Source organism: Azospirillum tabaci, assembly GCF_014596085.1.
Taxonomy (GTDB): Bacteria; Pseudomonadota; Alphaproteobacteria; order Azospirillales; family Azospirillaceae; genus Azospirillum; species Azospirillum tabaci.
In genome coordinates this window covers 54,915-73,856 of record NZ_JACCJY010000025.1, presented here as the reverse complement: position 1 = coordinate 73,856, position 18,942 = coordinate 54,915, and the positions used below count along the sequence as shown (strand labels likewise).

The window sequence follows — 18,942 nt, the reverse complement described above, 5'->3', positions numbered from 1 at the left end:
ATTGTCTCCTGTAATCGTTCATCCGCCGCCCTGGGGCACCGTCCAGCTCCGGACCATGCCCCGCCTGGCGCCACCGCCCCACCGCCGGCCATCTCGAAGGGCAGGGAGGGGCGACAACCCCGACCCCCTCGGGGCACTCACCCGCCGGCCTGGAACTGCTGCCCCTGCATGGTGATGATCGCCACGCAGCTCGCCAGCCGGGCGGGGAGGGGCGGTGTTCCGCTCCTCTGGCGCTGGGTGCCGCCTCGACCGGTGCACCGCTGGCAGATGCCCGATAGATCGCGCTCCGGCGGGCCGTGGGTGGGTGCTGAGGGAAGGGGGCTGCCTGGGCGGCCTCTCCGCCTTGGGTGCGCTGGCCGGACTGCTGGCACCCGACATGAAGAAGCCCGCCGGGTCTCCCGCGGCGGGCTTTCTTATGGGCGGTGGGGCGCGCTCTGGTGGGCCGTGGGTGCGGTCTGCGGGGAGGGGCTACCTTGGTGGCCTTTCAGTCGCGGGCGCGCTCGCGGCGGGTGGGTGCGTCACCAAAACACTTCATCTTTCCTTCCTTCAATCGCGTAGACAACCATGCAGTTGACGCGATAGTCAGAAAACAGATCTTTCAGATTGTTGTGCAGATCCTTTGATATTCTGAGCGTTTCCGAATCATTTTCAAGAAACTGGAGTTGTTTATCAGGGGTAAATTGATAGTGAAAAGTGCCATTACGAAATCGACGTAAGCGATCAATATAATCAGTTTCGCATCTAGAAATGATAGATAACCGAGTTTTAAAGCTTGAAAAGCTTTCCGGAAGGTTGTCAAGGATACCGCTCTTCTGTATTTCTGCAATTCCTTCCAAAACCACGTATAAAAAACCAAGCCATGTAATGACGTAATGTGCGTATGTAACATTCTTCTTTTTTGAAAGCCTCCCTCTTCGGTAGTATTCGCGATCTATTGCATTTGCATGCCCTCGCATGAGATCTGCTAGTTCGAAATAATGGGCATGAAGCCGGAGAATTGGGTCAGAATCTCTGTGAGGTAATTTCGTCATTGCTTTCTCGATAATCTAAGACTTAAATATACGAGCAGCTTACTGGAAGCTTCTATTCAGCCGACCGTCTTGTTCTGCTCGGTCTTTGTTATGCTGCGTAACCGGGCGCCTGCTCCCCCGTCGCCCTGGTAGGGTCCTTCGGGGATGAACTCGACGCCGGCCCCCTCCAGGGCGGTACGCATCGAATCGATCGTGCTCTCCTTCACCCGTTCGCCGCGCTTGAAGCGAGCAATCGTGTCCATAGAGACGTTCGCCGCTGCCGCAAGATCACGGACGCCCCACTTTACCGCGGCCAGCGCCATGTCGAGTTGGATAGGGTGCATTTCTGAGCATCGCTACGATTGTCGTTGCAGGCATCGCCTGTTCGGAATATCGTAGCAGGGCTCAGATATCTGGGCAAGCGGCCGAACCGAGTGCTGGAACCACCCGGCCCGGCCTGACCACAATCGAGCTGCTTGGAGCTACGGATCATGGCTGACTCCGAGAATACCACACCCTTGCCCGGCGCCGGCCGGCATTCCACGTTCACCCCTGCCGGGCGCGGGGAGACGATGCTGCCCACCTCCAACACCGGGGAGGCCTGCTGATGCGCACCAAGAACGGCGACCACACCGTGACGTCCAGCGGCTCCAACGTCGTCTCGTCCGGCACCCGCTGGCCCTGCCCCGGCCCGTCCACCATCGTCCCTTCGCTGGGCATTCCGTTCCGCGAGGCGGCCACGCGAATCGCCGCGCTGGTCAAGGAGCAGGACGAGCTTCCCGACACGCCGGAGGCGGACGCCCGCTCGGACGAGATCACTGAGCAGTGGGAGGTGCTGGGTCGAGCGGTCCTGGGCTCCATCCCCCGCACGCCCGCCGACAGCGTGGCGGTGATCGATACCGCGCTCTGCCCCGCCATCGGCCCGAACATGGAGCGCTCCGCCAAGGAACTGTTCCAGCGGATCCGCGGCGTGCTGGTGCAGGCGGCGTTGGACGCGGCGCAGCGGGAGGCGGGTGCGGCTGGAAAGGCGATTGGCGGAAACGCTTCGACCATAATCCCTGGCATCGGACGGACCTTTACCGATGCCGCCGCCCGAGCCGCTGCGCTGATCGAGGCGCAAAACAATCTGCAGGGCAGCGAGCATCCCGACGCCGAAGCCGAGCGCGCTCTGCTGTCCGGCGAATGGGGCAAGCTGGTCTTCGCCATCCTCACCGCCGAGCCGGCCACCCTGGCGGATGCGGTGGCTGTGCTGGACCGGCTGCTCTGTCCACACACCGGCATCGGCGGGACAGATATCGAAGTTGAGGCGCTTACCCGCCTCCGGGGCCTGCTGGCGCGGCAGGTCGAGCAGCATGATGACGGCGTCGACCGGGGCCCACTCCTGACACAGGTCCGCCGCTGGCTGGAACTGGAAGGGGCTTCAATGTCCGAAGGCGCCGCAGCCTCCGCGACGCTCGCCCGCCAGATTGCGACCTACCAGGGCGAGCCGACCGTTGCCATGGCCGCCAAGGCGCTGCTGCTGTGGGCTGGGCATCCGGACGGCTTCGACGCCGCGCTGGGCAAACTCTGTCGTCCGCCGGCTGTTGCCGTGGCGACGAACGAAGAGGACGCGCTGCTGTTCGGGCTCGTGCATGATGCGCTGCGCGCGGTGCCGGAACTGCGGGCGATCATGACCGGGCCGGTCAGCGAGGCGGACACCTTCGGCGCGGGCGTGGCTGCATTCGACGGCGCTGCGGAAAAGGCCCTGGCCCTGCCCCTGGAGCCCACCGCGGCCATGGTGGATGCGGCGTGCGCGGCGACCGGGTGCACGCCGGAAAAGGCCCGTGCCGGGTTCGCCGCGATGGTCGAGGCGTACCGCCGGGAGGCCGCGTGATGGGCGCCGTGCATTTCATTGCCAACGGCAGGGGCGCTGAGCGCCCCGCCGGAGGGCTTCATCTGGAACGCCTGCCGGTGGGCGCCGCGGTGGATTGGCAGGCCGCCGTCATGATGGAGTGTCGCCGGCAGGGCGCCCTGTCGCCCATGCTGTTCGCCTTCTTGGAGCGCGCCGGCCTGTTGGATCGGTGCACCTTCCTCGCCAGCGACGGCGCCGATGATCCGCTGCGGTTCCGGTACCTGGGTGCCCCGACACGGGCGTTCTTCGGGCGTGGGTGGGCGCGTGGAATGATCGGGCAGCCCGACCAGGATGACCCGCACCAAGCGCTCGCCCAGCGGTTCGCCGCGGAGTACCTGGAGGCTGTGGAAGGCGGCGTGCCGGTGCTGAACCGTGTGGTGATCTCCGGCTTGTCCGCGGTGCCGCTGGTCTATCAACACACCCTAATCGGGTGGAAGGACCGGGCCGGGCGGCGCGCGGTGCTGTCCTGCATGGATGTTTCGGTAGCCGGGCACGCCTGACCGGCCCGGCCACGCTGAAGGGGGCCGCCAGCGGCGGCCCCTTTCGTGTGAAGCTGGCTCTCCACCCTTACTGGAGACCAGCATGGACCAAGAAACCAAGGCGCTCTGTCTGGACGTCGCCCGGGCGGTGATGCGCAAGCAACCCCCTTCGGGCGGCCTCCCGCTCGCCAGTACCGTGGGTAGCGACCTCGCCGACATGCTGGCTCTGGAGTTGGCCAGCCGTCTCGCTGCGGTGATGCCGCCGGCTCTGGTCCGCACCATCGGTGAAGACCTTCTTGAAGGGGCCGACGCCATTGCCGAGTTCGTCTATGGCGACGCGGCGGACAAGCGCAAAGTCTATCACCTCGTTCAGAACGGGCGCTTCCCTGCCTTTCGCCTGGGCGACAAGGTGTGCGCGCGGAAGTCCATTATCCTGGGCTGGATTGAGCGGCAGGAGGAGGCGCTCCGGGATGCCTGAAGAATTCTGCCAGCTTGACCGAGTCGCCCCGTGCTGAGCTGTACCAGCGCGAGAACAGCAGGCGAACAAACCCCCGGCGCCGTGTTGCGTGCGTGTCGCACGGAATTTTTAGCAACGCCTGTAAAACGTTGATTTTCCTTGGTTTGGGTCGGAAGCGTGTTGCAACACGCCGAAACAGAAAAGCCCACCGGAACGGCGGGCTTATGTGATTGATTTTCAAAGCTTTGGAGTTGGTTGGGGGACTAGGATTCGAACCTAGGCTGGCGGAGTCAGAGTCCGCTGTCCTACCGCTAGACGATCCCCCAGACCGTCACCGGGAGTGGCGCTGCGCCGCGTCCCGTCGTGGGCCGCCCTTTTAGCAAAGCAGGCAGGGCTTGTATAGCCCTTTTTTCGTTGCCGGTACCTTGGTGTGGGCGCGCGGACACATTTCAATGCCATTCGTAGGCTTTCGCTGAGAGGTGAAACCGGGTTAAGATGACTCCCTTAAGCATGGCGGGGAGGAGACGTGGACCTTCAGGTGCACAGCGAGCGGCAGAACGACACCGGACGGTTGCGTTCGTCGGCCCCTGCGCGCCCGGTCTTTGCGGCTCTCGACCTCGGCACCAACAATTGCCGCCTGCTGATCGCCCGTGCGATCCCCGGCGGCTTTCGCGTCATCGACGCCTTCTCCCGGATCGTCCGGCTGGGCGAAGGCCTGACGCGGAACGACCGGCTGTCCGACTCGGCAATGGAGCGCACCCTTGCCGCCCTGAAGATCTGCGGGTCCAAGATCGAGCGGCGCGGCGTCACCGCCGCGCGCGCCGTGGCGACCGAAGCCTGCCGCCGCGCCCGGAACTGCAGTGAATTCATCGACGCGGTGGAGCGGGAAACCGGCATTGCCATCGAGATCATCTCCAGTCAGGAGGAAGGGCGCCTCGCGCTCGCCGGCTGCGCCTCGCTGCTCGACCCGAACGTGCCCTATGCGGTGGTGTTCGACATCGGGGGCGGCTCGACGGAGCTGATGTGGCTGGCGGTGGAGCGGGGGCGGCCCCCGCGCATCCTCGACCAGACCTCTATCCAATGCGGAGTCATCGGCCTGACCGAGCAGTTCGGCGGCGCGGACGCCGATCGCGGCATGTACCGGCGCATGGTGGAAGAGGTGGCGTCGGCCATCGCCTCCTTCGAGGCGCGCAACGGCATTCGGGAGCGGGTGCTCGCCGGGCAGGTGCAGATGCTCGGCACCTCCGGCACGGTGACGACGCTGGCCGGGGTGCATCTCGGCCTCTGCCGCTACGACCGGCGGGCGGTGGACGGCAGCTTTTTGCGCATCGACCATGCCCGTACGGTCATCGAACGTCTCGTCACGCTGGACTTCGACGGGCGGGCGCGGCATCCCTGCATCGGACAGGACCGCGCGGATCTGGTGATCGCCGGATGCGCGGTGCTGGACGCGCTGTGCGACTGTTGGCCGGTGGAGCGCCTGCGCATCGCCGACCGTGGCCTGCGCGAGGGCATCCTCGTGGAGCTGATCGGGTCGGCGCGGCAAATCTATTAAGGAAATGTGAGACCATGGTTGGAAAGCCTCCGTCCTCCTCGACGCCGGGTGGGCGCCGCGCCACCGTCCGCGTGAAGTCCGCGGCCAAGCGCACCACCTCCTCGGCCCGCTGGCTGGAGCGGCATCTGAACGACCCCTATGTGCACGAGGCGACGAAGCGCGGCTTCCGCTCCCGCGCCGCCTTCAAGCTGCTGCAACTGGACGAGAAGTTCCATCTGTTGGGGCCGGGCAAGCGCGTGGTCGACCTCGGCGCCGCCCCCGGCGGCTGGACGCAGGTCGCAGTGGACAAGGTGCAGACCGGGCGCGAGGGCTGGAAGGTCGTCGGGCTGGACATCCTGCCCATGGACCCGGTGCCCGGCGCCACCACCATGCAGGCCGACTTCCTGGAGGAGGGCGCGGCCGAGCGGCTGAAGGAGGCACTGGGCGGCCCCGCCGACGTGGTGCTCAGCGACATGGCGGCGCCGACCATTGGGCACCAGTCCACCGACCATCTGCGCATCATGGCGCTGGCCGAGGCCGCCTACGACTTCGCGGAGGAGGTGCTGGCCCCCGGCGGGGCCTTCGTCGCCAAACTGTTCCAGGGCGGGGCGGAAAAGTCCCTGCTGGAGCGTCTGAAGCGCGACTTCGCCACGGTCCGCCACGCCAAGCCGCCGGCCAGCCGTGCGGAATCCTCCGAAACCTACGTGGTCGCCACCGGTTTCCGTGGGGCGAACATGAACGACTAGGTCCACCTCAGGCTGCGGCCCGTTCGCGCAGGTCATGGCTGGCCTGCGCGGATGAGGCCCGGTACACGACAGTTTGTGGTTCAGGCGCCTTCACAAGCCCACGGTCTTGTGTATAGTGCGCCAAATTTTTTTCCGGCCCCTTTTTATCTCCCGGGAGACCGCCGATGGCCCGCTCGTCCACGATCCGCGAAGCTCTGACCTTCGACGACGTCCTCTTGGTTCCGGCCGAAAGTTCGGTCCTGCCGAACGAGGTGGACACCCGGACGCGCCTGACCAAGACCATCGAACTGGGCATCCCGCTGATGTCCTCGGCGATGGACACGGTGACCGAAAGCAGCCTTGCCATCGCCATGGCCCAGGCCGGCGGCATCGGCGTGGTCCACCGCAACCTGACCATCGAGCAGCAGGCCGAGGAGGTCCGCAAGGTCAAGCGGTACGAGTCCGGCATGGTGGTCAACCCGATCACCATCACGCCGGGCCAGACGCTGGCCGACGCGCTCCAGCTCATGGCCGACCACCGCATCTCCGGCATTCCGGTGGTGGAGGGGCGCGACGCCCGCGGCAGCGGCAAGCTGGTCGGCATCCTGACCAACCGCGACGTCCGTTTCGCCACCAACCCGAACCAACCGGTCAGCGAACTGATGACCAAGGACGTGGTGTCGGTGCGCGAGGGCGTCAGCCAGGACGAGGCCAAGCGCCTGCTGCACCAGCACCGCATCGAGAAGCTGCTGGTGGTGGACGAGGACCACCGCTGCATCGGCCTCGTCACGGTGAAGGACATCGAGAAGGCCCAGGCCTATCCGAACGCCTGCAAGGACGCCCAGGGCCGTCTGCGCGTCGCCGCTGCGACCGGCACCGGTCCGGACGGTCTGCGCCGTGCGGAAGCGCTGTTCGACGCCGGTGTCGACGTGCTGGTGGTCGACACCGCGCACGGCCATTCGCTGAAGGTGCTGGATCAGGTGCGCGCGGCGCGCAACATGTCCAACTACACCCAGGTGATCGCCGGCAACGTTGCGACCGCCGAGGCGGCGAAGGCGCTGGTCGACGCCGGCGCGGACGCCGTGAAGGTCGGCATCGGCCCCGGCTCCATCTGCACCACCCGCATCATCGCCGGCGTCGGCGTGCCGCAGCTCACCGCCATCATGGACGTGGTCGAGGCCTGCGAGAAGCTGGGCGTTCCGGTGATCGCCGACGGCGGCATCAAGTTCTCGGGCGACCTCGCCAAGGCCATCGCGGCGGGCGCCAGCGTGGCGATGCTGGGCAGCCTGTTTGCCGGCACCGACGAGAGCCCCGGCGAAGTCATCCTCTACCAGGGCCGTTCCTACAAGAGCTACCGCGGCATGGGCTCGGTGGGCGCGATGGCTCGCGGCTCGGCGGACCGCTACTTCCAGCAGGAAGTCTCCACGATGAAGCTGGTGCCGGAAGGCGTTGAAGGCCGCGTGCCCTACAAGGGTCCGGTGTCGGCGGTGATCCATCAGCTCGTCGGCGGCCTGCGCGCGGCCATGGGTTACACCGGCAGCCAGTCCATCGCCGAGATGCAGACGAAGTGCGAGTTCGTCCGCATCACCAACGCGGGCCTGCGCGAGAGCCACGTCCACGACATCACCATCACCAACGAGTCCCCGAACTACCGTCAGGGCTGATCGGCCGTTCCTTGGGTTGAGCGTTGAAGAGGCGAGGGGGCATCCCCCTCGCCTTTTTCATGCCCGAGATTCAGCGTTTCTCTGTCAGCGGTTGGCGGCGAAGTGGCTGAACAGCGCCACGCTGGCCGCGACGGTGGCGTTGAGGGATTCCACGGCCCCCGTGGTCGGGATCGACAGGCGCTGGACGGGCAGGGCGGCGGGAATGCCCTGGCCTTCCTCGCCCAGGACCAGACGGACGTCGCGCGGCCAGCGGTAGGCCGCCATGTCGGCGCCCCCGGCATCCAAGGCGACCAGCGGCCCGGCGGCCCGCGTCACATCCTCCCACCGGCCGCCGCGCAGCAGGGTCAGCTCGAACTGGGCGTTGGAGGCGGCGCGCAGGCATTTGGGGTGGTAGGGGTGCGCCGCCCCGTCGAGCAGGATCACCCGCCGGGCGCCGAAGGCGGCGGCGCTGCGCAGCAGGGCGCCGAGGTTGTTGGGATCGCCCAGCGCGCAGACCAGTTCCAGCCCTTGCGGCGGTTGCGACAGGTCGATCGACGGCGTGTCCGGCACCGTGCCGACGAGCAGGGGGAAGCCGGTGCCGGGAGTATCCAGCGTGCGGAACAGGGCAGGGGCGAGTTGGACCACCTCCAGCCCCGTGGGCAGGCGCCAGCCCTCGGCCTGCGCCGGGTCGGTGACGAGCAGGGTGGAGAAGCGCTCCGGCCAGCGGGCCAGTGCCTCCGGCACCGTCTTCAGCCCGGCGAGCAGGAACTTGCCCTGTTTCTTCAGGCCGCGGCTCTCCAGCAGCGACTCCCACAGCTTGAACTGCGGATTCTGCAGGCTTTCGATCAGGCGCGGCGGGCGGGTCATGCAGAAGGAGCTTTCAAGGGACGGTCGGAAAGGGACGGTCGTGGTGTTTGCGGACCTTACGGCGCGGGCCGCCGGCTTGGGAAGACTGTTCCGCCGCCGCCCCATTCTCCCGTCGCCGCGCCGCTGCTATCATCGCGAACCAACCGAAAGGCGATGCCCATCATGCTTGCGCTGCGGCCCAACTGCGAATGCTGCGACCGGGATCTGCCCCCGGAGTCACGCGATGCCTACATCTGCTCCTTCGAATGCACCTTCTGTGGCGACTGCCGGGATGGGGTGTTGAAGGGGCACTGTCCGAACTGCGGAGGCGAACTGGTGCGGCGGCCCGTCCGCCCGGCGGCAAGGCTGGCCAACAACCCGGCGTCCACGCAGCGGGTGCTCAAGGCGGGTGGCTGCGCCTCCGCCTTTTAAAGGGCGCCTTCTGAACCGTGCTCAGTCCATGCGCCGGCCGAGGAACAGCAGCGCCCCCCGCTGGGTCGCCGCGGTGAATCCGGCGCGCTGGTAGAAAGCGACGTTCCGCGCGAACACCCCGGTCACCAGATGCAGGCCGGGCAGGCCATCGGCGCGGCAGTCCTCCGCGAAGCGCTCCACCAACGCCCGTCCGATCCCGCGGTCGCGGAAGCCGGGCCGGACGTTGACGTGCAGGTGCGCGGGAAAGGTGGCGAAGCGATCCGCGAAGACCTCGTATTTCGGGATGGTGCGGGCGAGGTCCACCGCCCCGGCGCTGTCCTTGCAGCCGGTCAGATAGCCGATGATGGCGCCGTCCCCGTCCAAGGCGAACCACACGTCGTCCGGCGCCCGCTCCACATACCAGCCCGTCCAGGTGCGGAAGAAGGCCGCGCGCGCCTCCGCCGAGGCGAAGCCCTCGCGCAGCGTGGACAGGAAAAAGATCTCCTCCAGCCCGGCGAGGGCGGCCTCGCGGTCGGGCAACTCGGACAATCGGACCAGCATCGACGGCCAGACCTCAGCGGCGTTGGGCCAGCGTGAAGGAGGTGGTGCGCGGCGCCAGCATCGTGTAGCGGCCCCGTGCCTTCATGACCCCGGCGCCTTCCGCGGCTTCCGCCCCATGGCCCCAGAACAGGTCGCCGCGCACCGCCCCCTTGATGGCGCCGCCGGTGTCCTGGGCGACGACGAGGCGCTTGATCTCGCCCTGCGGCACCGGCGCCTCGCGGACGTCCAGCCACAGCGGCACGCCCAGCGGGATGTGACCTGGATCAACGGCGAGGCTGCGGCCCGCCGTCAGCTCCATGTTGCGGGCGCCGCGGGCGCCGACGTCGGGGCGGAGCTGGAAGAAGACGTAGGACGGGTTCATGTTCATCACCCGCTTGGCCTCGCCGGGATGCTCGGTCAGCCAGCGGCGGATCAGCGGCATGGTCACCTGCTCCGGCGTGGCGTAGCCGATGTCGATCAGGTGCCGCCCGATGGGGACGTAGCGGTGGCCGTTCTGCCCGCCATAGCCCAGAGCCACCACCGACCCGTCGGTCATCCGCACCCGGCCCGACCCCTGGATTTCCAGGAAGAAGGCGTCGATGGGATCGTCCACCCAGAGGATTTCCAACCCCTTGCCCTTCAGCGCGCCATCGGTGATGCGGGCGCGGCTGGGCAGGCCGCGCTTGGTCCGCTTCGGCGCCTTGTAAAGGGGGACGTTGTAGCGCTCGGTCCGGGTCCAGCTTCCGCGCAGCTCGACCTCGTAATAGCCGGTGAACAGGCCCTCCTGCCCCTCGGACAGGGCGATGGGGGTGAAGTAATCCTCGAAGAAGCGGCGGGCGGTTTCCGGCTGGGCGTCGGGCAGGCCGCGCAGCGCCTCGCAGATCGGGCGCCAGTCCGAGGTGGTGCCGGCGGCCGGGTTGGGGCCGAGCGGCTTGCCGGCGGGCTGCGACGCCACCCAGCGGCAGGTGCGCTGAAGCGCGGGCAGGGCCTGCGCGTGGTCGTCGTCGATCCAGCCCGGCAGGCCGCGGAAATCCGCCGAGACCCTCTCCATCCCCGGCCGCCAGGACGCTGCGGTGACGCCGCCACCGGGTCCGGCCCCGGTCGCCGCGTCGCCCGCACAGCCCGCCAGCAGGCCGAACGCAAGAAGGGTGGAGACGCGCGCCATCGCACGCGCCATGACACTGCCGACCGCAGCCGCCATCGCGGACCCCGCACCAGATTTCAAGAAGACGCCAAAGACGAGGGAAGGCTGGACTTGCCGCGGCCAAGACGGCTGAAACAAGAACAACTACCCCTTTTTTGCCTCATTCATGGGATTGCGGTCAACCGCTCTTCGCGCGGACGGTTTCAATCGGGCCGTCTTGTCACAGGGCGCCCGCCTGGGGCGGCGACTCGAAAGGCTGCCGCGCGTGCGCGGGGGATGACAACCGCCCCCCGCTCGGGTTATCGAGCAGGGAATCTAGCCGAGGACCATCCCATGACCCCCGCCGCCCGCCTTCAGGCGGTCATCGACCTGCTGACCGAGATCGACGAAACCCCGCGCCCCGCCGACGCGGTGATGAGCGCCTATTTCCGCGCCCGCCGCTACATCGGATCGAAAGACCGCACCGCGGTGGCGCAGACGGCCTACGCGATCCTGCGGCGGCACGCCCGCCTGTGCTGGTGGCTGGAGCGTCAGGGCCATCCGCCGACCCCGCGCGCCCGCGCGCTCGCCAACGAGATCCTGGCCGAGGGCAAGGCCGCGGCGACGGTGAAGGCGCTGTTCGGCTCCTCCAAGTTTGCCCCGGACCCGCTGGCGCCGGAGGAGGCGAAGCTCGCCAACGAGCTGGACACCCACACGCTGGAGCATCCGCAGATGCCCGAAAGCGTGGCGGTGGAATGCCCGCCCTGGGCCGAGGAGCCGATGCGCGCCGCCATGGGCGACCGCTTCGCCGTGGAGATGCGGACGCTGCTGGACTCCGCTCCCCTCGATCTGCGCATCAACCCGGTGAAGGCCAACCGCGAGAGCGCCATCAAGGCGCTGGCCCGCGCCCGCATCACCGCGGAGCCGACGCAGTGGTCGCCGCTGGGCCTGCGCGTTCAGGGCCGTCCGCCGCTGGGTGCCGTGGACGCGTTCAAGGACGGTCTGGTCGAGATCCAGGACGAGGGCTCGCAGCTCGTGGCGATCGCGGTTGCGCCGAAGCCGGGGCAGCAGGTGGTGGATTTCTGCGCTGGGGCCGGCGGCAAGACGCTGGCGATCGCCGCGCTGATGAAGAACAAGGGCCGCGTCGTCGCCTGCGACGTGCTGGCCGGGCGCCTGAAGCGCGCCGCCGAGCGGTTCCGCCGCGCCGGCCTGCACAACATCGAGGCGCACCCGCTGTCCAGCGAGCGCGACCCCTGGGTGAAGCGGCACAAGCGCAAGTTCGACCGCGTGCTGGTCGACGCGCCGTGCAGCGGCACCGGCACCTGGCGCCGCAACCCCGACAGCCGCTGGCGCCAGCTCGGCCCCGGCTTGGCGGAGCTGGTGCCGCTCCAGGCCAACATCCTGGACAGCGCGGCCCGTCTGGTGAAGCCCGGCGGGCGGCTGGTCTACGCCACCTGCTCCCTGCTGCCGGAGGAGAACGAGAATCAGGTCGCCGCCTTCCTGGAGACCCACCCCGACTTCACCGTTCTGCCGGTCGCCGATGTCTGGGCGGAGGAGGGGGCGGGCACGCCGCCGGCCGAAGGGCCGTACCTGCGCCTGACCCCGGCCCGCCACGACACCGACGGCTTCTTCGCCGCCGTGATGGTGCGCAAGGCGGAGGAAGAGCCGGAGGCGGAGGTGGACCGGATGGCCGAGGCTGATCCGGCGCCTTCAGAAGGGTAACATCGGCGGGGAGAACCTTTTCCCGTGGGATGCGTCAGGCCGGCGGTGTGTCGCCGGTCTGCGCGTTTCCGGTTTGCGGCTTTCCCGCTCCGGCCTTCAGGGCTTCCAGCAGACCGCTGGCAACCGTGTTCTGGCCTTCGCTGGTGTTTCCGGCAACCGCGCCCAGGACACCGGTTCCGCCTTTCGACGCGCCCGACGCAAGCGCCGATTGGAGCATGGACAACGCCGCCTGTGCGTTGCCGGGGTCGCTCGACGCTGGCTTGCTGACGGTATCCGGCGGCGATGGGCTTTCGGCGGCTGGCTTGTTCGTGACGGCTGCCGTCTCCGTGGCAATCTTGTTTTCCGCAGCGGGCGTCGATGCCGGAGCGGCGGCGTCGGCCTTCGGGGCAGCGGATTTGGGCCCGACGCCGGGAATGTCCACGGCTTCCGCAAATGTCTGGAACGCGTTGCCGAAGACGGTCCGGTCGAAGCCGAGTTCCTGAAGCTTCTGCTCGGCGGCCTCGCCGTCCGGCGCGTACAGGTCCGCGAAGCCAGCGTCCTCCCCCATGGAAGCCAGCGCGGATTTAAAACCCTGCATGTTTTTGGTGAATCCGCTGGCGTCGCTGAGAATGGCCGTCTGATCGGTCGGCTTTCCATAGGCGCCACGGGTCGCCGCGATCTCGCCCTTGAACGCGTCCTGGACCGGCTTCAGGCGTTCGTTCATCTCGTCCATCGAGATTTCGCCGCGCTGCTGGGCTTCCTGAATCTCCTGGGTCGTGCGCCCGACCTCGGACAGCGCGCCGGACATCCGGCTGCCATAGGCCTGCAGTTTCTGCCAAGCGGCCTCCGAGTCGGCGAGCCGCTGCTTGTCCTCCTCGTCGCGGGGGCGCTCGGAGACGTAGCGGTTGAAGGTCGCCTTGGTCGCCAGCGATTTCAGCCCGGTCACGACGTCTTCGGCGCTGATCTCGCCCGAGTTGACGAGTCCTTCCAACATGCCGCGCGCCTTTGAGTCGAGTTGCTTGAACACATCGGCGGCGGCACCGTTCAAGGCTTGCCCAAGCTTGCTCACGGACACGGCATCCGTCTTTTCGCCGCTCCCGACGCTTGAGGATTGATGCCCGGAGGAACCGGCTCCGGACGGCACAGGTTTCCAGTATCCGGCGGCGGACGAGGAAAGAGAGGAAATGTTTGAACTCCCGACCATGGGTTTTCTCCCTGCCTGTCGGTGACGATCAATTCGTTGATTTCAATGAAGCAATAAATGCCTAAAACCATATTAATGATCGTTAGGTTTCTAAGTATAAATCCGAAGCAAAGGGGAACTTGTTAGTTCATTAGGTAATTTTATCTCGTGATTCTTGTCTTGAACGATGGGGCGTGTGGCGGCTTCCCGGCCTGTATGGCTTCGCGCTCTCTTCCAGACGGCACCCATGAAAAGGCTGTTGCAGGACTTGGGCGCGATCAGAGCGGTGAGGCGATTGGCGGTGGAAGGAAAGCCGCCGACACCGATCTCGGGCGGAACGCAAGCCGGCTCGCCCTGCCCACCATCGCCGCATCATCGTGCGACACTGCCTTTGCGCTAACGGCTCATTCTCTTTGCACCATTGGACGACCGGCTTCGGCGGCTGGAACGGCGCCGGGAGCTTGGGTTGTCGGTCACGCCAATCTTGAAATCATTATTCCTATGGAAAGGCCGCCCTTTTTACTGCGATAACCCCTTTGGTTGCGCTTTTTCGGCGGAGCGCATACTGTGATATGTATCGCAAAGGAATGGGCGTTAATGGCAAGAAATCCGTACTGGAGTGACAACCTCGCGACCCAGGTGCGTCGGCTTGAGGCGTGGCAGCATCCTGACGCCCATGTGTCATTTGCGAAAAGCAGCTCAACATTCTATGAAAATGACGGCGGCGCCAGAGGCTCCTTCACATCGACCGAAACGCTGGATTTCGTGACGGTGAACCTCTCGACGAACGCCGAATACACGTTTGTGGGGGTCGGGACTTATCAGGTCTCCATCAACCTGTACGACTCCGGCGGGTATCTTCTCCTGACGGTGGACGGGGACGACATCGGCTACCGCGATCCCTACCGCGCCGACTCCATCGTCCAATTCCGCCCGGACGCCCCGGGCACCTATTATCTGAGCATCTCCAACTCGTACACGGCCGGCTCCGGCGATTGGGGGCTCGGAGTCGTCGAGGATATCGGTGGCGATGAGAAGAACAGCGGCCCGGCGGCCCCCATCGTTTCGGTGACCATGAAGCGCACCGTGGGCGGCGTCACCGAGGACGTGAGGGCGGCCGCCTATGACGGGCCGGTTCCCAGTCTGCAATGGACCTTCCTGGGTGACGCCCGCAATGAGGTGCTGGGCGGGTCCGACGGCAACGACTTCATCAACCTGCTGGGCGGAGACGACGCGGCGACGGGCGGCGCCGGCGACGACGTGCTGGACGGCGGATCTGGGTCCAACTGGTTGGTCGGCGGGGCCGGCAAGGACACCTTCTTCGTCGATGGCCGCGGGGGTGTAACGACCTGGTCCACGGTCACCGATCTGGAACGTGGCGAGTTGTCCACCCTGTGGGGCTACAAGGAGGGCGTCTCCAAGCTGTCCTGGGAGGAGATTGGCGGTGCCAGCGGCTACAACGGTGCCACCGTCCACTGCGACATCGATGGCAACGGCACGATCGACGCCAGCATGACCTTCAGCGGAAAAACCGTCGGGGCGATGACGTTCTCGACCGGTACCACCGCCGATGCCAACAGCTACGTCGCCTTCTTCCAGGCCTGAGGCGCCCGGCGGGCTTCGCTGTTGCGGCCCCGTTCCCTGCCGCCAACGTGATGCGGGTCCGGATCGCCGCCGCCACTCATGCGGGGACACACGGACCGGCCTGCTGATTTCGTGCGGGTCATACCGCGAGGTTTGCGGTTAGGGTGCGACCTTTCCCCGCATGTTGGAGCGCAATGATGTGGAACACGTCCCGCTGGCGGAGCGCCGCCCTGTCCGCCCTTTTCCTGTTGGGGCTGGGCACCTCCGCCGAAGCGGCTGAGCCGGTCAAGGTCAAGGTGTTCGTCGGCGCCATGTTCGAGATCGGCAAGAACACCGGCGACCGCGCCGGAGAGTTCCAGAACTGGTACGAGCGCTACTGGCAGTCCGCCGAGCCGATCGCCGTGAAGGGCGCGCTGAACCCCGTCTACTGCAACGCCGACGGCGTCTGCGGCGCGGTCCTGGGCATGGGCAAGGTCAGTTCCTCCGCCTCCATGCAGGCGATCCTGCTGAACCCGCAGCTCGACCTGTCGCAGGCTTATTTTATCATTTCCGGCGTGGCCGGCACGCCGCCGTCGCGCGGCACCATCGCCGAGGTCAACTGGGCGACCTGGCTGGTGGATTACGATCTCGGCCACCGCTGGGCACCGGAGGAGGGCAAGCCGGGCGAGCCGACCTTCATGCCGCGCAAGGGCTATGAATCGGTCCGCCTGTTCCAGCTGAACCCGGCGCTGGTATCCTGGGCGATGAAGCTGACCGGCGACACGCCGCTGAAGGATTCCGACAGCGCCCGCGCCTACCGCCAGCGCTACCCGCAGGACGCCGCCCGGCGCGCGCCCTTCGTCGGCACCGGAACGCACATGACCGGCGACACCTTCTTCCACGGCCCGGGCATGTCCGAGCAGGCGCAGTACATCGCGAAGCTCTACGGCGCCGACGATTACGTCATCACCGAGATGGAGGCCGCGGCGATCACGCTGGTCATCAAGCGCACCCTCGGATCCGACCGGGTGATGAGCCTGCGCGGCGCCGTGAACTTCGACCAGGGCAACCCCAAGGAAACCACGCTGGAGCATCTCGACCCGAAGCCGGGCGAGACCGCCGGCGGCTTCGCCGAGACGGTGGAGAACGTGGCGCTGGTCGGCGCGCGCATGACCGATCACATCGTTTCCCACTGGGACCAGTGGCAGGCGGGCGTTCCGGCCCTTCCGGCCCAGTAACCTGAAGGCCGGCGGTGCGGCGGCCATCCACCGTCGCCCCATCCCGGCCCTTTTGGCTGACTGGACATCCTCCGGCCCGACTCCCAGTTTCCAATGGGGTGGGAAACGGGTCCGGAGATGTCCCATGGATGAAGCGCTGGTGATTCGCGACGCGCGCCCGTCGGACGCGGTGGGCATCGCCAAGGTCCATGTCGCCACGTGGCAATCCACCTATCCGGGCCTCGTTCCCGACGCCTATCTCGTCAACCTGTCGGAAGCCGCCGCGGCGATGCGCTGGCACAACGCCGTCCAGGCGCACGGGCCGGGGCAGGGCGCCCTGGTCGTGGTGGACGGCACGGACTCGGTGTTGGGATTCGCCACCTACGGCGGGCGCCGCATTCCCGTGGAAGGGTACGAGGGGGAATTCTACGCCCTCTATCTGCTGGACGAGGCGCAGGGGCAGGGGCTTGGCCGCCGCCTGATGGCGACCATGGCTGAGCGGCTCCAGGAGGGCGGCAAGCGCACCGCCGTGGTCTGGTGCCTGCGCGACAACCCGGCGCGCTGGTTCTACGAGCGGTTGGGCGGAGTCCGGGTGGCGGAACGGCCCATCCGCTTCGCCGGTGCGGAGCTGGTGGAGATCGCCTATGGCTGGCGCGACCTCGCCCCGCTTGCACGCTTGTCCGCGGGGCCTGAAATGCGGTAGTCAGGGGCTTGTCCCCCCGCATCAGGTTGTCGTCCATGTCCGCCGAGCGCGTTCTCATCCTCGATTTCGGGTCGCAGGTGACCCAGCTCATCGCCCGCCGCGTCCGTGAAGCCGGCGTCTATTGCGAAATCCATCCGTTCAGCATAAGCGAGGAGCGGATTCGCGACTACGCGCCGAAGGCGATCATCCTGTCGGGCAGCCCGGCCTCCGTCACCGAAGAGAACGGTCCGCGCGCGCCGGAGGTGGTCTTCACGCTGGGCGTTCCGGTCCTGGGCATCTGCTACGGCCAGCAGACGATGTGCCACCAGCTCGGCGGCGCCGTGTCGGGTTCCGACCACCGCGAGTTCGGGCGCGCCTTCATCGAGGTGAAGCAGACCTGCGCGCTGTTCGACGGCCTGTGGGCGGTCGGCTCGCGCGAGCAGGTGTGGATGAGCCATGGCGACCGCGTGACCGCGCTGCCGGACGGCTTCCAGGCCGTGGCGGTCAGCGACGGCGCCCCCTTCGCCGCCATCGCCGACGACGCCCGCCAGTTCTACGGCGTGCAGTTCCACCCGGAGGTCGTGCACACCCCGCACGGCGCGCAACTCCTGTCGAACTTCGTGCACCGCGTCGCCGGGCTGAAGGGCGACTGGACCATGGCCGCCTTCAAGCAGCAGGCCATCGAGAAGATCCGCGCCCAGGTCGGCACCGGCAAGGTGATCTGCGGCCTGTCGGGCGGCGTCGATTCCTCGGTGGCCGCCGTGCTGATCCACGAGGCCATCGGCGACCAGCTCACCTGCATCTTCGTCGACACCGGCCTGATGCGCGCCGGCGAGGCGGAGGAGGTGGTGACCCTGTTCCGCGACCACTACAACATCCCGCTGGTCCACCGGAGCGCGTCCGACCTGTTCCTGGGCAAGCTGGCCGGCGTCACCGACCCGGAGCAGAAGCGCAAGATCATCGGCGGCCTGTTCATCGAGGTGTTCGACGAGGAGAGCGCCAAGGTCGGCGGGGCGCAGTTCCTGGCGCAGGGCACGCTGTACCCCGACGTGATCGAGAGCGTGTCCTTCACCGGCGGCCCGTCGGTCACCATCAAGTCGCACCACAACGTCGGCGGCCTGCCGGAGCGCATGAAGCTGAAGCTGGTGGAGCCGCTGCGCGAGCTGTTCAAGGACGAGGTTCGCGCGCTTGGCCGCGAACTCGGCCTGCCGGCCGCTTTCATCGGCCGTCACCCGTTCCCTGGCCCCGGCCTCGCCATCCGCGTTCCCGGCGAGATCACTCCGGAGAAGCTGGACATCCTGCGCAAGGCCGACACGGTCTATCTGGAGGAGATCCGCAACGCCGGCCTCTACGACGCGATCTGGCAGGCCTTCGCGGTGCTGTTGCCGGTGCGCACCGTGGGCGTGATGGGCGACGGGCGGACCTACGACCATGTGCTGGCCCTGCGCGCGGTGACCTCCACCGACGGCATGACCGCCGACTGGTACCCGTTCCCGCACGACTTCCTGGCCCGTGTGTCGAACCGCATCGTCAACGAGGTGCGCGGCGTCAACCGCGTCGTCTACGACATCACCTCGAAGCCGCCCGGCACCATCGAGTGGGAGTGATCCGCGGCGGTTGCTGTCAATAAGGAATAAACTTCCAACCATCGCCTCTCGGGTGGTGGCGGATGAACAAGGAGGGCCGTCCGGAGCAGCGAAGCCCCGGACGCCCTTTTTCGTGCGCGGACAAACCCCGAAATCGTCCGGTGGAAGCGGCCGGAGCGCCTTCTTCGTGACGTCGCGGCCTACTGGACAGGAAAGGCCAAAAATGACGAAAAATATTTGTTTATTAAAATTTCATAAATCTATCATATCAGTAGATTTTGTTTGACAGGGCGCCGATCGGTTGGTGTGATTGGGGGGTAAATCAACCTCGGCGGCGCCATCTCGGGAGGC

General features: G+C 67.0%; 18 protein-coding genes and 1 tRNA gene. 12 read left to right on the top strand and 7 right to left on the bottom strand.

What is annotated here, in order from left to right; all coding sequences use genetic code 11:
- Positions 1 to 518: 518 nt before the first annotated feature.
- Entirely contained in the window at positions 519 to 1,031 is a 513-nt protein-coding gene (locus H0B54_RS21180; RefSeq protein WP_188261965.1) for a hypothetical protein, read from the bottom strand.
- A gap of 56 nt (positions 1,032 to 1,087) precedes the next feature.
- A complete protein-coding gene (locus H0B54_RS21175) occupies positions 1,088 to 1,333 on the bottom strand; it encodes a transcriptional regulator (RefSeq protein ID WP_188262005.1) in 246 nt (81 codons plus the stop codon).
- A gap of 284 nt (positions 1,334 to 1,617) precedes the next feature.
- Here H0B54_RS21175 and H0B54_RS21170 point away from each other — a divergent pair, with 284 nt between their 5' ends.
- The 3 genes from H0B54_RS21170 to H0B54_RS29520 all read left to right on the top strand — a co-directional run bounded on the left by H0B54_RS21170 (position 1,618) and on the right by H0B54_RS29520 (position 3,858).
- The gene (locus H0B54_RS21170) at positions 1,618 to 2,883 is read left to right on the top strand and encodes a hypothetical protein (protein WP_188261964.1); all 1,266 of its coding nucleotides are present in this window, start codon (positions 1,618 to 1,620) and stop codon (positions 2,881 to 2,883) included.
- Positions 2,883 to 3,401: a hypothetical protein gene (locus H0B54_RS21165; RefSeq protein ID WP_188261963.1), complete on the top strand. Its 519-nt coding sequence runs from the start codon at positions 2,883 to 2,885 to the stop codon at positions 3,399 to 3,401. Before H0B54_RS21170 ends, H0B54_RS21165 begins: the two co-directional genes overlap by 1 nt.
- An 82-nt stretch (positions 3,402 to 3,483) precedes the next feature.
- The gene (locus H0B54_RS29520; RefSeq protein WP_211109475.1) at positions 3,484 to 3,858 is read left to right on the top strand and encodes a MerR family transcriptional regulator; all 375 of its coding nucleotides are present in this window, start codon (positions 3,484 to 3,486) and stop codon (positions 3,856 to 3,858) included.
- A 231-nt stretch (positions 3,859 to 4,089) separates the two neighbouring features.
- Here H0B54_RS29520 and H0B54_RS21155 read toward each other — a convergent pair.
- Positions 4,090 to 4,163, bottom strand: a tRNA-Gln gene (locus H0B54_RS21155).
- Between the two features lie 200 nt (positions 4,164 to 4,363).
- Between H0B54_RS21155 and H0B54_RS21150 the strand changes: the two genes are divergently transcribed.
- From H0B54_RS21150 to guaB, 3 genes are all read left to right on the top strand, one after another.
- Complete coding sequence (locus tag H0B54_RS21150; RefSeq protein ID WP_188261962.1) at positions 4,364 to 5,392, top strand: Ppx/GppA phosphatase family protein; 1,029 nt, start codon at positions 4,364 to 4,366, stop codon at positions 5,390 to 5,392.
- Positions 5,393 to 5,406: 14 nt separating this feature from the next.
- Positions 5,407 to 6,117: an RlmE family RNA methyltransferase gene (locus H0B54_RS21145; RefSeq protein WP_094306430.1), complete on the top strand. Its 711-nt coding sequence runs from the start codon at positions 5,407 to 5,409 to the stop codon at positions 6,115 to 6,117.
- A gap of 164 nt (positions 6,118 to 6,281) precedes the next feature.
- Positions 6,282 to 7,760 (top strand): IMP dehydrogenase, encoded by a 1,479-nt coding sequence (gene guaB / locus H0B54_RS21140; protein ID WP_188261961.1) that lies wholly within the window; start codon positions 6,282 to 6,284, stop codon positions 7,758 to 7,760.
- Between the two features lie 84 nt (positions 7,761 to 7,844).
- Here guaB and H0B54_RS21135 read toward each other — a convergent pair whose 3' ends face one another.
- Positions 7,845 to 8,606 carry a TrmH family RNA methyltransferase gene (locus tag H0B54_RS21135; RefSeq protein WP_188261960.1) on the bottom strand — a complete coding sequence of 254 codons (762 nt, stop codon included), beginning with the start codon at positions 8,604 to 8,606 and terminating at the stop codon, positions 7,845 to 7,847.
- 153 nt (positions 8,607 to 8,759) lie between these two features.
- Between H0B54_RS21135 and H0B54_RS21130 the strand changes: the two genes are divergently transcribed.
- Positions 8,760 to 9,017 carry a DUF1272 domain-containing protein gene (locus H0B54_RS21130; protein WP_343068993.1) on the top strand — a complete coding sequence of 86 codons (258 nt, stop codon included), beginning with the start codon at positions 8,760 to 8,762 and terminating at the stop codon, positions 9,015 to 9,017.
- Between the two features lie 21 nt (positions 9,018 to 9,038).
- Here H0B54_RS21130 and H0B54_RS21125 read toward each other — a convergent pair whose 3' ends face one another.
- Together H0B54_RS21125 and mltA are read right to left on the bottom strand one after the other, a co-directional pair.
- Positions 9,039 to 9,557 carry a GNAT family N-acetyltransferase gene (locus H0B54_RS21125; RefSeq protein WP_188261959.1) on the bottom strand — a complete coding sequence of 173 codons (519 nt, stop codon included), beginning with the start codon at positions 9,555 to 9,557 and terminating at the stop codon, positions 9,039 to 9,041.
- A gap of 13 nt (positions 9,558 to 9,570) precedes the next feature.
- Positions 9,571 to 10,713 (bottom strand): murein transglycosylase A, encoded by a 1,143-nt coding sequence (mltA, locus tag H0B54_RS21120; RefSeq protein ID WP_246472663.1) that lies wholly within the window; start codon positions 10,711 to 10,713, stop codon positions 9,571 to 9,573.
- 300 nt (positions 10,714 to 11,013) lie between these two features.
- On the opposite strand from mltA, the gene H0B54_RS21115 reads away from it, so the two are divergent.
- Positions 11,014 to 12,381 (top strand): RsmB/NOP family class I SAM-dependent RNA methyltransferase, encoded by a 1,368-nt coding sequence (locus H0B54_RS21115; protein WP_188261957.1) that lies wholly within the window; start codon positions 11,014 to 11,016, stop codon positions 12,379 to 12,381.
- A gap of 34 nt (positions 12,382 to 12,415) precedes the next feature.
- Here the strand turns inward: H0B54_RS21115 and H0B54_RS21110 are convergent, their stop codons facing one another.
- Entirely contained in the window at positions 12,416 to 13,429 is a 1,014-nt protein-coding gene (locus H0B54_RS21110; RefSeq protein WP_343068992.1) for a hypothetical protein, read from the bottom strand.
- Positions 13,430 to 14,314: 885 nt separating this feature from the next.
- Here H0B54_RS21110 and H0B54_RS30430 point away from each other — a divergent pair.
- The 4 genes from H0B54_RS30430 (at position 14,315) to guaA (ending at position 18,612) form a co-directional block, all read left to right on the top strand.
- Positions 14,315 to 15,148 (top strand): calcium-binding protein, encoded by an 834-nt coding sequence (locus tag H0B54_RS30430; RefSeq protein WP_246472670.1) that lies wholly within the window; start codon positions 14,315 to 14,317, stop codon positions 15,146 to 15,148.
- A gap of 173 nt (positions 15,149 to 15,321) precedes the next feature.
- Entirely contained in the window at positions 15,322 to 16,344 is a 1,023-nt protein-coding gene (locus H0B54_RS21100) for a purine-nucleoside phosphorylase (RefSeq protein WP_246472662.1), read from the top strand.
- A gap of 124 nt (positions 16,345 to 16,468) precedes the next feature.
- Positions 16,469 to 17,026, top strand: coding sequence for a GNAT family N-acetyltransferase (locus H0B54_RS21095; protein WP_188261955.1), 558 nt, complete (start codon positions 16,469 to 16,471; stop codon positions 17,024 to 17,026).
- A gap of 35 nt (positions 17,027 to 17,061) precedes the next feature.
- Positions 17,062 to 18,612, top strand: coding sequence for a glutamine-hydrolyzing GMP synthase (gene guaA / locus H0B54_RS21090; protein ID WP_188261954.1), 1,551 nt, complete (start codon positions 17,062 to 17,064; stop codon positions 18,610 to 18,612).
- The last annotated feature ends 330 nt before the right edge of the window (positions 18,613 to 18,942 follow it).